Below are 14,650 nucleotides of genomic sequence, written 5' to 3'. Positions count from 1 at the left end.
ACGGTAGTTCTATGTTATACTTTTTCCAAACGTTACTAAATGGGGTTGATACTAGATGTCGAAGGTTTCCAGCAGGCAGCAAGCGATATTGGAATTTATAAGAAATGAAGTTAGATTGAAAGGTTACCCGCCTTCTGTTAGAGAGATTGGAGAAGCCGTCGGGCTTGCTTCCAGCTCCACCGTACATGGACATTTGGACAGGCTGGAAAAGAAAGGCTTTATACGCCGTGACCCTACTAAACCTCGTGCTATTGAACTTCTAGGACAAGAAGACACCGAGAGTTTTAATCTATTTGCTCACACGGTCTCACGTGTCCCGGTTGTGGGTAAGGTTACCGCGGGTATACCTATTACAGCAACGGAGAATATCGAAGATTATTTCCCACTCCCTAATCATTTTGTAGGCGATCGAGATATCTTTATGTTATCTGTCAGCGGTAATAGTATGGTTGAAGCTGGGATACATAACGGAGATTTCGTAATTGTTCGCCAGCAACAGACTGCGGAGAATGGTGATATTGTTGTAGCTATGACTGAAGATGATGAAGCAACCGTAAAAACCTTCTACAAAGAAAGAGATCATATTCGCCTTCAACCCGAGAATGCAACTATGGAGCCTTTACGCTTGACTCATGTGACCATCTTGGGTAGAGTCATCGGACTTTTCCGCGATATTCATTAATTTGCTCTTATACGCTTATACATGAACAAGCCACCGGATTTTCCGGTGGCTTGTTTTTTACGCGATATTCTATTTAAATGAACCCCGCTTCTCTGATCTACTTAATCTGTTCTATTCCTAACACATGATCTAGAGGGATAAAACCAATTTCCCGACTGTCTCTGCTATAGTTACGATTATCACCAAGTACAAATACATGATCCGCCGGAACCTTCCATTCGCCTCCCCCTTGAGTGTTCATCGTTTCATTGATATAACTTTCGTTAAGCTGAACTCCATTCCTATACACATGTTGATTTTTAATTTCAATCGTATCACCCGGTTTGCCTATCACGCGTTTCACAAAATAAATCTCTTCTTTATCCTCGCCATCTATCCACTGAATAATAGGATGTTCCTTAAGACTATCCATAAAGGACCGTTTGCGATCCACACGACTGTCCAAAATGACAATATCTCCATAAGCCGGCATATGTGAGAACGTATGAGCTAGCTTGGAGGCATAAATTCGCTGTTTGTCTTTAAGCGTTGGATCCATCGACTTTCCATCGACCTTATAAGGTTGAAATAAAAATATGCCTACGAACAAACTAATAACAAAGGCAATACCAATTGCATATACGTAACCTAGCATTTCTTTAGCTATCCTCATTCAATACATCCTCCCTAGCTTCGATTATATTAATCATACCTCTTTCCTAATACTGGAATCAAATGTTTGTGAGAGGATACGAGCGCACTAGTTAATCATCGGAAACTTCATGTTCAATTTGCTTTTGATAGACTAAATGTTTGGCAAAATGGTTGCGTTTTATCTCACTTTGGATATCCTTAGACATCGCTCGATATCGATTAATGCTGATGGTTACCCGCTCCGATGCTTCTTCAAGAGCCATTTCCTTGACCCGATGATGTTTGAGTAGATTGCCAATCTTAGTGAACCACATTACTCATTCCTCCTGTCATTGTTCTCTGCCTTTTTGATGCTCTTGAACACATCTAGTACGGGTCCCCACAATTCTTCTCTTTCTTTGTCCAATATGGCTTGTAATCTATCCCGGTCTTCTTCTGCCTTGTTCAGCTGACTACGCGGGACCAAATCCCCTTTAATAATCATACGAACAAGCGAAATTAACACAACAGACAAAACAAAGGTAAGTACTACAGCCAAGCCATATTTTTCAGCTAAAGGAAGCAATCGTTCAAGGGTAGATAATTCGGATGGGTCCATATACATCCCCCTATCTTGCAAAGATATGATTATCTTATTCTTGCAAGACTTCAAGAGAGTAGACATCTATTCCTATCTTTCAAAAATAGACGATATCCGTTAGAATAGGAACGTACGTTCATAAAAGGAGAGAATCGGAAATAATGGGAACTGTAACTGAGGCAGACATTGTGGATTGGATTGCAAAAGATGCTTGGATGCTTGATATACTGTACACTGCAAGCACATTAAAATTACCCGATTGGTGGATCTGTGCAGGTCTAGTTCGCTCCAAACTATGGGATTATTTAGATCATAAGACAGTCAGAACACCTGTCCCAGATATCGACGTCATCTATTATGATACAACGAATATACAGGAGGAGACGGAAAAGGAATACGAAAGTCATTTGAAGGAACTGAGACCTGACCTTCCATGGTCATTCAAAAATCAAGCACGAATGCACATAGTAAATCGTTTTCCGGCATACACTTCATCATTAGACGCCATCTCCAAATTCCCAGAGACAGCCACTTGCTTAGGCATTAAGCTAGATCAAAGAAAAAAGGTGATTTTAGCTGCACCTCATGGCATTAGTGATTTAATAGACTTTGCTATTAAACCCACACCCTTTTTTGAGGCATCATTCGAACGCATGTCGATATACGATACAAGAGTCAAGAATAAGCAATGGAATCTTTTATGGCCTAAATTAAAAATCTACTCATCCTAATTAGTTCAATTGCCAACAATAAGGGCTATCGCAACCACAATACCAGCATAAATATCGCAGCTAATACTCCTGAGACAATCAGTAAATTCGTAACTTGTCTAATGAATCCTGGAGGTCCCTCGTTATGTAATTTTTGTTCATTCACGTCAAAGTTAGCCTTTGCGCCATGAGGATCCGCTGAGTGAGAGAAAGGTCTATTGTCATCCATAATGTAATCCCCTTTTTACTTGTGATAAATATCAATATATAACTCGCTTCCATTTGTTTCGATTTTTCCTTATATATCCCAATATACGACATATGTAAACATAAAGAAAGACCTTGCACAATTGTGCAAGGTCTTCTAGTAAAATCTTAATACAATGTAAGATACTGATCGCGTTCCCATTGGTGAACTTGAGTACGGAACAAGGATATTTATATTATATCGCATCTTATAATGAAGAAATCGGTATGAATTCAGCATAATTAGAAATTAGCTTTTCATATTACAACATAGAATTTCACATGTTCGGGGGCATTTGGGGGTTAAGTTGGGGGGCAAAAGTAGCCCCCTCTTTTTTGTTATCATACAGCACTAACTGCTAAATAATTCTCATTAGTTACAAATAAATAATCCGTCCAATATCCCTTATAAGATACCCTCTGTAAGAACAAACGTTTGTATTCAAGATTGACTTTGTATCTCCTCTGGGTATAATCAAACATATGTTCCTATTTGTGAGGTGTATAAAATGAACAATAGACAACTTAGTAGCGAAGACATCACGTATGTAAAATTACACCTCCTGTTACCTCTTATTCTGTCCGCATTTGCTCGGGATAAAAAAATTGCAGAATCAGTATTTAAAACACCAGCTCCCTACCTTGCTCTCATGGAGAGCGCCATGCGTAAGGTAGATGCCGACCTGTTTGAAATTAGAAGAAAATTTAGAGAACTTGGACTAAAGGTATATGAAGAAAGTCGAACTGAAAAAGGCATTGAAGCGAAGTATTTATGCAGGGGTTACCATCATCAGATTAGTTTGCAGTGGAGTTTTGCCGCTGCGGAATCAACAATCCTAATGGAAAAATATCTTGGGATGGATATTTTCAAATACATAGATCCTTCCGTCCCGGAAAGATCAGTAAGAGATTATAATTTAGCAATTAAGCAGGAAAAAAATCCCAAATAGAGAAGTATATATTTAAGGGAGGCCTGTCATGATAATTAAAGAAATCAATTTAGCAATTGACCGAGCACAAACCATCGCATTGAAATTAGAGGATGGATCATCGGTCAATGGTTTACCAACATGGGCGCAGGAATCAAATAGGGTCAAACTCAGAACTGATAGAGGCGTTATCTGGATACCAATAGCGGATATCAAACATGTAACACGAATTATTTCCTTTAAATGAAAAAGACCACTTTGGCTATTCGGCCTTTGTGGTCTTTTTCAAATAGATTATTTTAGAGTATACTCACTTACTTCAAAGCTAAGTATATTTTTGAAAATCACATAATCGATACGCTTGTTGAAAGGTCCTTTGTTATTATCATGCATATCAATACCGAATTTTGCTGGACCTGTACCATCTTCCTTATTATCATACCATTTTATAAAAGCATTGACTTCAATCATAGGAAGATCATATTCTTTTTGAATACCATTAGTCATGGTTATGGTCAGCAATGCATTACCAGTAATTGTAGGGACTGATGATACCAAATGTATCTCATTTGAATCTCTAACTAATCCAGTATCACCTGTAGCAGAAATAATGTAATAATAATCCGTATTATTTTGAATATTTGTATCTATATAAGATGTACTATTGGTTTTGGAAAGAGCCTCGTATGGTCCCCCTGCTTTTAAGGAACGCTTTACAGTATAATTTGTTATATTTTCTAAACTACTCCAATTCAGATTATTTGAGATACCGTTATTAGTTCCAGTTAATATAAATTCTTTTGGAACCTCCAGCTTTAAGATTTCATTTCTATTAGATAGACTATAAGATGTGCCAGTTAGTTCATAACCACCCGTTAAGTAAATGTTACCGTTAAGAGATGTAGAAGAAGCTGAATTACGAGGGATTAGGGTATTCGCTCCATAAGCCCAAGTGTCATTTGAAGGATCATATACTTCAACTTTATCTGTAGTATTTGGACTACTATTATTAATGTTCCCACCAATTATGTATATCTTATTATTAATAGAACTGATACCGAAATTTGCCTTTCCGATTGGCATATCTTTTTTTGAAGCCCATGTATTCGTAAGAGGATCGTAGACCTGTACAGTAGTATTGGAGCCGCCTGATAAACCACCAATAACATAAATTTTTCCATCCACAACTGCTAAACCAGCAGATTGACGTGGACTTGGTATGCTAGCCTTAGTAATCCAAGTATTTAATTTCGGGTCATATTCTTCAACTGTATTACTTAAACCACTACTAGAGACTCCACCAATGACATAAATTTTTTGATTGACGGTAGCAGCCAATACATCACTTCTTGCACTAGACATTTGAGTTTTGTTCGTCCACTTATTTATAGTGGGATCATATACTTCCACTTGATCTGTGTATGTTGCGGAATTCATAGAGGTACTACCACCAAAAACATATAGTTTACCATCATAGGAAATGACTTCTGGTCTATATCTTCCTATATTCATATTTGCTACTTTTTCCCATGTGTCCATGTTAGGGTCATACTTCTCAACTGTATTGAGAACTATTGAGTTCGTCGTGGTACCGCCTACAACATATATTTTTCCATCAAGTGAAACAGTATCATGAGACATTCTAGGAGTTAGTAAGGATGCTTTTCCCACCCATGTGTCAGCAGCGAAAACTGAAGATACCCCGATTGACATAAATAGCCCTAGAATTATTACCAAAATTGAACATTTCTTAATCATTTAAATCCTCCTAAAGATAAGATATTTTTCTAGGATAAACTTTTTTTAATTTCAAGTCTAAACAATAAATGTAGTATTATGTAAATTATGAATGATTACATATGTTTTTCTTAATATTACTTTGGTTTTGAGATCAAAAAAGGCCCTGCCAGCGAATACTAACAGATGTTTAATAACAAGCATAAGCCCTGAGTGCAATTAAGCTCTCAGGGCTTTTTATAGTTCAGTTTAAAGACCAAAATAATTAGTATAGATGACAATAGTACTAGCGGCCATCATCACTCCTAATATCAACCACAATTTTGGCATAAGTAATATAATGCGCTCAGGTTCCTTTTCCTGCTTATACATTAGTTTATTGTACCATTTCAAATTCGGAATAAATAACCCTTTAAGATAGTCACTTTTTTTATAATATGCATATCCACATAAAAAACAGTACAAGGTCAATATTATTAATGCATATAAACGCTCATTGATGAGAGCTTCCAAAATTAGATACCACAATATAACTTCTGTGATAATTATTCTAAAATATCGCAATTTTTTCATAATTCACCTCTTTTACCAGAGGTAATTTTAACAAATTCTCAGCTAATATCCACAGCAATTAATTGGAAAATGGATAAGCCCCATAAAAAATAGAGTCCTGAGTTAAATTAAGTTCTCATTGTCATTTGTCAGTAGCTTCGAAACAAAAATTGTTTCGAATAAACAGTAAAATAATATAGAAATGATTTGCATTTATATTCGGTTGCAAAATTCACGTTTTTTTAGTAAGATGGTTGCAATGATGATTTGTCAATAGGAGATGATGAGAAATGAAACCTTTTATTATACATAGTGATGCAAAAGAGATTATACAGAATCAACTTCCCCCAAAAGTTAGGTCGAATGTTTGCTCTATTGTAGAACGGGCATACACTCTCACTTCAGAGGCTATTAAACATACAACTATCCTAAATTGGGAACTCGGACACTTACATGAAGGATATCTTAGAAATCTTGCAATTGGATATCTTTTTCAGCAGCAAATTGAATTAAAACAACTTCCATTAACCTATACTTACGAATATAATCGTAATCGTAGTCACAAATATCTTATTTTATCCTACAATAACGTCAAGATGACCTTTAGCCAAGTCAATTCCAGATATGATATTGCTCGTCCTGCTTACTTTAGAAACAAGCTAGAGATGGCAAATCAAGGGACTATGATCTTTCCGGATATTGATGATGTTCCCTCCCAAGACCAAGAGGAATGTTACCTACTCTTAACTTTTAGCAGAGGCGGCCACCTTCCAAAGTTCGTTAATATCGGACTTCCTCATCTATGGAGAGAACGAATAGATCTATTACAAGAGCCGAGAATCTTTGATATTAATCAAGAAATTCTTGAAGAAGAAGTAATCGAGCAAGAGAATCTAATTGAGTTCAGAAATTTCACAAAAGAGGTGGAGGGTCTTGGAAACAGCTAATCGTTTTTCCAAGTTTATCCCTGATCGTCTTATTCAAGCCAGAGAAGCAAGAGGGGTAACTTTAACTGAACTTGCTGACATCGTTGAAATATCACATCAGGCTATATCTAAATATGAAAACAAAAAATCCGTACCTAGCTTTGACACACTAGAAAAGCTTTCGGAAGCTTTAAACGTACCTGTAACTTTCTTCTATAAAGAGCCTCCAAGTAAAAGTGAAAGTGTAGTTTACTTTAGAAGCATGGCTATGGCAACTCAAAAATCAAAAAATGTGCATCAACACAAAATTAATTGGATTAGGGAAATCCACACTTATTTAGAACAATATTTAGATTTCCCACATATTACTGTACCTAGGGTTATCACAAGGGAATCATATATCCCCACTGATTTTCAGGAAATTGATAATATTGCTTCCGAAGTTAGAAAAAGTTGGAGTTTGGGAAACGGTCCTATAAGCGACATTATTTTATTGTTAGAAAAGGCCGGTGTAATTGTTGCATACTCCCCATCCTCTTCATACAAAATTGATGCTTGTTCAAAATGGGAGCCTGGAGAAAGACCGTATATTCTATTGAGCAACGATAAGACAGCTCCTAGATCAAGATTTGATATTGCACATGAGTTAGGACATTTAGTTCTACACTCACGTATTAAACAAAGTGAATTTAATAAAAAAGTGAATTATAAGCTTATTGAAAAGGAAGCTAATCGTTTTGCTGGAGCTTTTCTCTTACCAGCATCTAGTTTTGGCACCGAAATTGTCTCAACTTCACTAGATCACTTTGTTTCATTAAAAAAACGCTGGAAAGTATCTATTCAGGCTATGGCTTATAGAGCACATTCATTAGGAATACTAAGTGAATATCAACATATCAATATGCGACAGAAACTTGCTAAAAATAATCAGCTAACCCGAGAACCATTGGACGACGATTTACCATTTGAACAACCATCTGTATTAAAGCAGGCCATCACAGCATTGGTCGATCACAAAGCTAAAACAAAACAAGATATTGTTAGCGAATTGTGCTTTAATCGCGATGAAATCGAAGTCCTTTCAAACTTGGATGTTAACTATTTGGAAACTAGAGAACATTCAAATGTCATTCAACTTAATTTCAAAAAATAGTTGAAGCCCTGTCATAATTGTCAGGGCTTCATTGTTTTATTTTGTGGATCTATCTCTCCGTTTAAACGCCAACTCAAATAGGCCCGTGGCACTCAGTCCAGCCAATCCACCAGACCATAACCGCAAGATTAGGTTTAAATCTGTAAAAGGGAATGCCGCAGCACCTACTCCTAAGCCAATAATCAAACCAATTACAGGCAACGCATTTTTTGGCACATTGACAGTCTGCTTAACTAGCTGGACCCCAGCCAACACAAAAACAGCCAACATGGATGCGAAGGCCAATACTGCTGTTAAGTTATCATTTTGCATTATCTAGTCCCCTAACTTAATTATTTTGTTTGGCTTGACCTGAAGCCACGCGAAGTGAATCTGCCAATCTACCTATTTCTAATCGTTCTTGATGGGTTTTAGCATTTCCGTATGCAGGCTTTAGAAACTTGCTGATGATATTATTTGCATCCTCTTTGTTCACGGTCTGTTCATCCTTTCTAAGGATATTCAGGATCTGCTCCACATAATTCTGTAAGGGCGTTTTACCTGCTCGGAGCTGTGCCGTACTGAGGCCGAAAGTCATTTCTAGATGAGGATAGTCTTTGAAGCTTTTCCAATCTCCACCCCATTGAAATCCTAATGCTTTCGCCTCCTTGACCACCTCATCCCAATCTTTTATTCCATCATTGTCACCATCCCGTATTAACATCCACGAGACTGTCTTGCCATCTGGCAACAGTAGAGCAAAATCAATCGCCATACCAAAGTTATGATTACTATAGCCACCCTTGGCATTGGTTACGATTGAACCCGGAGTTGTTCGGCCCTGTGCATATAAGGCATTCTGTTCTTGAATAGAGCGCAGTCCTTGTGTAATTACAATTGGCACTCCACGTTCATAACAACGCTCAATTAGCTTATAAGCTGCCTGTCCCACGATGGGATGCAAGCCCATAAGCTTAGGGGCTGATTTAGTTCTTACTTGATCTAGTGTAAGCATAATGTTCCTCCTATCTTCCTGATAATCCAATGTACGCTAAAATAGCAGCAGACAACACGGCCGCTAATGATGAGATCAATGGACCGTAGAAAGAACGACTAATCCACTTGCGATTCTCATCTTGCGAATTTAGCTTGTCCAATGCCGATTGCGCTTTACGTAAGGCATCATCTGCGGTATCTTGTGCTTTATTCACGACTGGCTCCATAGCCTCCAATTTCTGGTTTGCCTGCTGTGCGCAAGTCAAAGCTTCTTTTGATACATCCTTCACCTCAGCCACCGTCTGGACCAGCGCCGCAAGTGGTTTCAGCGTCTCTTCTATTCTTGCTAATGAAATTTGTAACGTAACCAGTGCATTTACATCTTGCATGTCATTCACCCCTTCTGACCCCATAGTTGATTCCCCCTTTCAAAAACATTCCCGATGAAAAAGCCCTCGGAGATCCGAGGGCATAAAAAATACGCCATCTACGGCGTGTTATTCTTTTTGATACTGGACTCTGCTTCAAAGAAGATTATTATATCCAAGTTTATTTTCAGGATCAAACGTCCTAATTTCATCAATAGGATTAGTATCTTGATCTAAAGCTTTCTGAAGCGGCTCAGCAAATAACTCTTTAAATTCATCGATCTTTATCGTGATGATATAGTCATCACTTGGTGGATAGAAAATAATAGCGGTAAACTTTTTATCAACATTGAAATATTGCTTGATCACTTTATCCATGGTTTTAGACTCCGTTCAATCTGAAATTTATTATTTGTGAATACATCTTCCCGTTTGTTACTGCGTAAGAATTCCCGTTTAATGCTAAAGAAAAGTAAGTTGTATCTCCTTTAGACAAACTAAATATGCTTCCCGAATCATTTCTAATCCCAGCTAAAAACAACACAGCAAAATTGTCATTAACGTAGTAACCAAAAGCTTTATTTAGACTCCCTAAGGGTATGGTGGCTGTTGCAGATGCCGGAAGAGCTATACTTGTTTCATTTGTAGTTCCAGCATTGAATCCAATAGCCGATGTCCACGGCTGCAATGATCCCGTAACGCCAAAAATAGTAGTTCCACTTTTGATATTCCCAGCCGCTAAATTCGGATCACCTTTAATTGTAATTGATCCATCATAAATGCCTGATGACTTCACGATATCTGCATTCCCCGGTGTGACAGTCTGTGCTACAGTAGATTGTGTTACGAGTGTACCCGTTATATCTCCACTATCAACCGCCGCTGTCATGCCTGCGCGAACATCCCCGGCCAATGCTGTGCCCGATCCGCCCGCGCTATCTGCCAAAAAATCCGTTCCAACTTTCCTGAATGTATACGGTTTACCTATTAAGAGCTTACCAGCTGCATATGCAATGCCCTTTTGATCCCTTAATACAATTGCTCCAAGACCGTTAATATTTAATGTAGGTACAGATCCATTTGTAACATGTGGAACAATCGTAATGCCGAATCCATCAGGCAAACTACTTGGTGCTGGGTTTAAGGTTACTGTATAAGCATTGGCTGTACCTGTAGTAGCAATAAAGGCAGGTTGGCGAATATAATCTGCTGTAATCGCTGACTTTGCTGAATTAACCTTGTCTTGTGCCCCGGTCGGCGTCTCAGCAGCGTTAGCTTTAGTAAGAGCGGATTGAATGTCTGTAGTGTGTCCGTCTACTACACCTTTTAAGGTTACTAGATCCGGTATTGGGTCTGCTCCATTGAGGTTATGTGAGCTACCATGCGCTCCTGGAGTGGATTGTCCTGTAGCTGTAATCAAAACTTCTTTTGTACTGGGGTTCGTTGTTACTGTAATCCCTGTTCCGCCTTTAAATTTTAAGATATCGCTTTTAACCGTTGCCAAAATATCATTTAGGGTGGAGAAGGAGTTTTGGTTAACTTCAGCACCCGTTGCAATACCAGCAAGCTTGGTCTTGTCTGTTGCTGTGGTATGAATAGAAACATTATCAACGTGAGTCTTGGTATCCTCCAATGTCAACGCTGGAGCTGTTCTCCAACTACTTTTACCTGTTATGGCTTTTACACGGTTAGCTAGCCAGCCAAAAAGCTTTGTCGGACTACCTGTATCGACTGTAGGTACTTCCGTATCTACTAAAGTCCGGTTGCCTATCACCGTATCTGTGGCTGATCCATCTGTCCCGGCAGCAGTAGCAATCCCCGCAAGCTTGGTTTTCTCAGCCGCTGTAGTGTGGATATTTGTAGTTGCAATATGTGTGTCTGCGGTCTGTTTGTTTGCATCTATCTCCGTTTGGACCTTATCAAAGGCATCAGGAATTTGTGTGTATGTCTCACTGATCTTCTTTGATCCGTCCAGATTCAGGAATCGATTGCTCACGTGCCTCAGCTCCTTTCAATATAGATTCGATGTCTTGCTTAAGAATGTGTAACATACTCATCTGATCTTCTAAGTTTGGCAAGGTGTCCAATACTGCTTTAATAGCGTATTGAGTCTCTCTTACGGGATCGGATAGGTCTATAGATAGTTCAAGTATTTTTCTTACTCTCATTTAATACCTCCAATGGAATACAAAAAAAAGCCCCTCCTGAGGAGAGACCTTATAGATATGATTTGTTATTTTAATGCTTGTAACTCTGCATTTACTTTATTCAATGCTTCGGTTTTCTCGGTGATTTGCTTGTTAAGGCTATCTATGCCATTTTGATAAACCGTTTGTTCCATTCCTGGGGCAGCTTTCGCTAATTTTCCCTCTTGGATTTTCTTCTGCTCTTGAAGTTCTGCTATTTGCTTTTCCAATGTAGCTTTGTCAGTCAGAAGGAGTGTCTTTTTTACATTTACCTTGTCATCATTTACAACAACATCATTTGTCTTCATGTCAGTTGTTATATTAATCACCTTGCCTTCCAACTGCAAGTTTGCCCCTAAAGCGTCTGATAATGCCCGGATAGGGGCATTGGTTACACCGTTTATTACTGCTCCATTACTTGCAAGTTCCTTACCGTTAACCACGACTTTCAACTCACCAGATACCTTTTGACCTATCAAACTCTTAACTTGGGCAGCAAAAGCGTCCCCTGACGTTGCGACAATAGCACCGATTAAGACCCCGCTTAAGAGATAAACCCATTTTTTCATAGTATGTTTCCTCCGTTGGTATAATTACACTTATGATACCCTACGGAGTTGAGGTCGTAAAGGTACCGCCCCAGTTTTGATTTTCTACTCTTCCATGGTTATGAGTTGGTAGAGTGACTGAGTGGGTATGGTTAGCAATCAAAGCTCTAATAGAATTTAATTCTGCTCGGAGATCGCTAATACTTGTGATACTTAAACCGGTTATTGAAGAACCGTTTGAAAAATTGACCGGTCCTTGAAGTGTTATCGCTCCTCCATTCGCAGCAAGTAGCAACCCCTGGTTTCCAACGACATGCAGCTCGCTATAAGATGCATATATTAGACCTTGAGACTGCCCAGAAGAATTATAATAAGTGTGACCCGATATATTCGCTACTTGGTTCGTACCCAGTGTAACCCTCCTGGAATTCCCAGAATCATAGAATACGAATCCGTCACGGTCCAATTCTATCCGATCCCCGGACGATGCAGTTCTTATCCGACTTCCCAAGATATCCGCACCAGTAATGTTCGTTCCTGTTATTTCCCCGCCTATGATTTTCCCCGCTTGTACAGTACCTGTGAATGTGCCATCAACCCCTACCAGCTTTCCAGTAAAGGTTCCACCCGCAGCAGTTAAGTTACCTGTAAAAGTTCCATTGGCAGCCTGAAGAGTTCCAGAGAATATTCCGTCGGTTGCTTCCAGTGTCCCGTTAAACCTGTATTTGCCCGTTATTGGATCAAAATAAAGTTTATCCTGACCATTAGCTTGGAAGGATAGCTTATCTGAGTTTAAGATGACCTTACTCTTATGGTCCTCTCGCTCAATGAGCAAACCTTCAGAACGCGTAATACTTACACCGTAGTAATCCTTGCCTTCCTTAACCGCGGTCTTGTTTAGGTTGTTTACTGCTGAGGTAAGCGTTCCTTGAACCGGGAACTCGGATTGCTGCTCAGACTCGGACGGTGCTTCTATAGTCATTCGGAGTCCGCCGCCAAATCTGTACACTTGATGTAGGATAACAGTCTGGTAATCCACAATCCCATTCCAGGGGATATCAGTACCGTCCCACGTAGACACAGTTTCTTCCCAGCTGGTTCCTTCATATCGCTCAAATCCAATGATATCCCCCTGATCTAGTTGAGGATAACCCATAGAGTCAATAGTAGTTGGTAGATAACTGAAGCCATTAAGAGCTGCTAACAGGCCGTTAGTAATAGACTGGGTAGCAAACGGGTTCTCAACATATAAGGTATGATTTTCATCACCTGTACCTGCCTCATAAGTTAGCCCTTCTACTTTATCGTAGGTAACAACAATTCGACTGTAAGTCTTAATCGGGTTCGTCTGCTTAATTTGAATATAGTCACTGGCGTCCATCTTAAAAACGGGAGTATCGATAGCCGTGAACCTCTTAAACTTCACTTTTCCATCTTTACCAATGAATAGACTGGCGCTGTTTGCAGAAGCAATATAGGAAAGGACCTGCCGCATCGTGAAGTAAGTAGGTCCAGCCTGTATTTTGTAGCTTGAATTGATTTGCGCACTACTGTCAGCAACCCACCCCATACGCCTAAGTATCTCATTAAACACGGCCTGTTGCGTAGCTGGGTAAGTTAGAGACGATATAAAAACCTCATCAGCAAACACCAGCTTGTCGTAACAGGTGAATACCCATACATCATTCGCTCTCTCCCGACTATCCACATAAAACTCACCAAGTGGCAGCCAGTCCGTGCCAGTCCCTGTCCAAGAGGTATACATCTGCTCCCAAGGGTATTTAGCATCCAGCCAATTCAGACCACTAAGAGATAGCGATAGATACGGCACGATACGAGCATTAGCGGGGATAATTTCGTTGGTTCGCAATTTAATATTAAGTTTTGACGGTATTGCCGTACCGATCTCAAATCCACTAGAGAGTGATAGACTGTTCTCGATGCTAAAATCTACAACTTTGGATGCATCATAATCCACCCCGTTGACTGTGGCCTTGACGATAAATTCTCGGTCATATCGCCTTAAGTAATCCGTATAAAGTGGTGATATTGGATACATAGTTTCACTGCTCCGTTAAGGTCACTTTAAGACCTGACCAAAGAATTTCCGATCCATTTGCCACAGTGAAGGGTGATGGGCGATTGCCCACATAAAAGCGTTTGGTCACATAGTCCCCAGCCATCGGGTCTGGATAGGTGACGTTAAAAAATGTATCCGACATGGATTTAAGTAAGGCGGATATATCTGACCAACGTAATATACCCCACGTCATTTCAAGTTGACGTTTCACAGCAATCCTATCCCGATGTAACGTACCATCGGCAGTCCGAGTAGTAGAATCCCCGTCATCAATGTCTAGGACAGTAGGGGCGAACTGAGTAGGGTATACGGCGATCTCTACACCATTAATTTTGATCATGCTGA

20 protein-coding genes are annotated in these 14,650 nt (G+C 39.4%); 6 read left to right on the top strand and 14 right to left on the bottom strand.

What is annotated here, in order from left to right:
- Positions 1-55 precede the first annotated feature (55 nt).
- Positions 56-682 carry a transcriptional repressor LexA gene (gene lexA / locus J2Z69_RS03920; protein WP_209859316.1) on the top strand — a complete coding sequence of 209 codons (627 nt, stop codon included), beginning with the start codon at positions 56-58 and terminating at the stop codon, positions 680-682.
- A 97-nt stretch (positions 683-779) separates the two neighbouring features.
- On the opposite strand, the gene lepB is transcribed toward lexA, so the two are convergent.
- From lepB to J2Z69_RS03905, 3 genes are all read right to left on the bottom strand, one after another.
- The gene (lepB, locus tag J2Z69_RS03915) at positions 780-1,334 is read right to left on the bottom strand and encodes a signal peptidase I (RefSeq protein WP_209859315.1); all 555 of its coding nucleotides are present in this window, start codon (positions 1,332-1,334) and stop codon (positions 780-782) included.
- Between the two features lie 91 nt (positions 1,335-1,425).
- Complete coding sequence (locus J2Z69_RS03910) at positions 1,426-1,629, bottom strand: hypothetical protein (RefSeq protein ID WP_209859308.1); 204 nt, start codon at positions 1,627-1,629, stop codon at positions 1,426-1,428.
- Entirely contained in the window at positions 1,629-1,913 is a 285-nt protein-coding gene (locus tag J2Z69_RS03905; protein ID WP_209859306.1) for a hypothetical protein, read from the bottom strand. The genes J2Z69_RS03910 and J2Z69_RS03905 overlap by 1 nt, the downstream gene beginning before the upstream one ends.
- 143 nt (positions 1,914-2,056) lie before the next feature.
- Between J2Z69_RS03905 and J2Z69_RS03900 the strand changes: the two genes are divergently transcribed.
- A complete protein-coding gene (locus J2Z69_RS03900; RefSeq protein ID WP_209859304.1) occupies positions 2,057-2,626 on the top strand; it encodes a nucleotidyltransferase family protein in 570 nt (189 codons plus the stop codon).
- A gap of 25 nt (positions 2,627-2,651) precedes the next feature.
- Here the strand turns inward: J2Z69_RS03900 and J2Z69_RS03895 are convergent, their stop codons facing one another.
- The gene (locus J2Z69_RS03895; RefSeq protein ID WP_245338938.1) at positions 2,652-2,834 is read right to left on the bottom strand and encodes a hypothetical protein; all 183 of its coding nucleotides are present in this window, start codon (positions 2,832-2,834) and stop codon (positions 2,652-2,654) included.
- Positions 2,835-3,360: 526 nt separating this feature from the next.
- On the opposite strand from J2Z69_RS03895, the gene J2Z69_RS03890 reads away from it, so the two are divergent.
- Positions 3,361-3,801, top strand: coding sequence for a YhjD family protein (locus J2Z69_RS03890; RefSeq protein ID WP_209859302.1), 441 nt, complete (start codon positions 3,361-3,363; stop codon positions 3,799-3,801).
- Positions 3,802-3,829: 28 nt separating this feature from the next.
- The gene (locus J2Z69_RS03885; RefSeq protein WP_209859300.1) at positions 3,830-4,027 is read left to right on the top strand and encodes a hypothetical protein; all 198 of its coding nucleotides are present in this window, start codon (positions 3,830-3,832) and stop codon (positions 4,025-4,027) included.
- Positions 4,028-4,074: 47 nt separating this feature from the next.
- Here the strand turns inward: J2Z69_RS03885 and J2Z69_RS03880 are convergent, their stop codons facing one another.
- A complete protein-coding gene (locus J2Z69_RS03880; protein ID WP_209859298.1) occupies positions 4,075-5,538 on the bottom strand; it encodes a Kelch repeat-containing protein in 1,464 nt (487 codons plus the stop codon).
- A gap of 821 nt (positions 5,539-6,359) precedes the next feature.
- Here J2Z69_RS03880 and J2Z69_RS03875 point away from each other — a divergent pair.
- Complete coding sequence (locus J2Z69_RS03875) at positions 6,360-7,016, top strand: hypothetical protein (protein ID WP_209859296.1); 657 nt, start codon at positions 6,360-6,362, stop codon at positions 7,014-7,016.
- Entirely contained in the window at positions 7,003-8,148 is a 1,146-nt protein-coding gene (locus J2Z69_RS03870) for a helix-turn-helix domain-containing protein (protein ID WP_209859294.1), read from the top strand. Before J2Z69_RS03875 ends, J2Z69_RS03870 begins: the two co-directional genes overlap by 14 nt.
- A gap of 36 nt (positions 8,149-8,184) precedes the next feature.
- On the opposite strand, the gene J2Z69_RS03865 is transcribed toward J2Z69_RS03870, so the two are convergent.
- From J2Z69_RS03865 to J2Z69_RS03825, 9 genes are all read right to left on the bottom strand, one after another.
- Positions 8,185-8,460 (bottom strand): holin, encoded by a 276-nt coding sequence (locus tag J2Z69_RS03865; RefSeq protein ID WP_209859292.1) that lies wholly within the window; start codon positions 8,458-8,460, stop codon positions 8,185-8,187.
- A gap of 16 nt (positions 8,461-8,476) precedes the next feature.
- Positions 8,477-9,142 carry a M15 family metallopeptidase gene (locus J2Z69_RS03860; protein WP_209859290.1) on the bottom strand — a complete coding sequence of 222 codons (666 nt, stop codon included), beginning with the start codon at positions 9,140-9,142 and terminating at the stop codon, positions 8,477-8,479.
- Between the two features lie 10 nt (positions 9,143-9,152).
- Positions 9,153-9,536, bottom strand: coding sequence for a hypothetical protein (locus J2Z69_RS03855; RefSeq protein WP_209859288.1), 384 nt, complete (start codon positions 9,534-9,536; stop codon positions 9,153-9,155).
- Positions 9,537-9,647: 111 nt separating this feature from the next.
- Positions 9,648-9,869 (bottom strand): hypothetical protein, encoded by a 222-nt coding sequence (locus J2Z69_RS03850; protein ID WP_209859286.1) that lies wholly within the window; start codon positions 9,867-9,869, stop codon positions 9,648-9,650.
- A gap of 4 nt (positions 9,870-9,873) precedes the next feature.
- Positions 9,874-11,487 (bottom strand): hypothetical protein, encoded by a 1,614-nt coding sequence (locus J2Z69_RS03845; RefSeq protein ID WP_209859284.1) that lies wholly within the window; start codon positions 11,485-11,487, stop codon positions 9,874-9,876.
- Positions 11,441-11,659 carry a hypothetical protein gene (locus J2Z69_RS03840; RefSeq protein WP_209859282.1) on the bottom strand — a complete coding sequence of 73 codons (219 nt, stop codon included), beginning with the start codon at positions 11,657-11,659 and terminating at the stop codon, positions 11,441-11,443. Before J2Z69_RS03840 ends, J2Z69_RS03845 begins: the two co-directional genes overlap by 47 nt.
- Positions 11,660-11,724: 65 nt before the next feature.
- Positions 11,725-12,246 (bottom strand): 2,' 3'-cyclic nucleotide 2'-phosphodiesterase, encoded by a 522-nt coding sequence (locus J2Z69_RS03835; protein ID WP_209859280.1) that lies wholly within the window; start codon positions 12,244-12,246, stop codon positions 11,725-11,727.
- Between the two features lie 40 nt (positions 12,247-12,286).
- Positions 12,287-14,284: a hypothetical protein gene (locus J2Z69_RS03830; RefSeq protein WP_209859279.1), complete on the bottom strand. Its 1,998-nt coding sequence runs from the start codon at positions 14,282-14,284 to the stop codon at positions 12,287-12,289.
- A 4-nt stretch (positions 14,285-14,288) separates the two neighbouring features.
- On the bottom strand, positions 14,289-14,645 hold the full coding sequence (locus J2Z69_RS03825; RefSeq protein WP_209859277.1) for a DUF6711 family protein: 357 nt from the start codon (positions 14,643-14,645) through the stop codon (positions 14,289-14,291).
- Positions 14,646-14,650: the final 5 nt, after the last annotated feature.

The sequence above is a fragment of the Paenibacillus shirakamiensis genome (assembly GCF_017874255.1).
Classification (GTDB): domain Bacteria; phylum Bacillota; class Bacilli; order Paenibacillales; family Paenibacillaceae; genus Fontibacillus; species Fontibacillus shirakamiensis.
The sequence above is the reverse complement of the archived record's forward strand: the minus strand, read 5'-3'. Positions and strand labels throughout refer to the sequence as shown.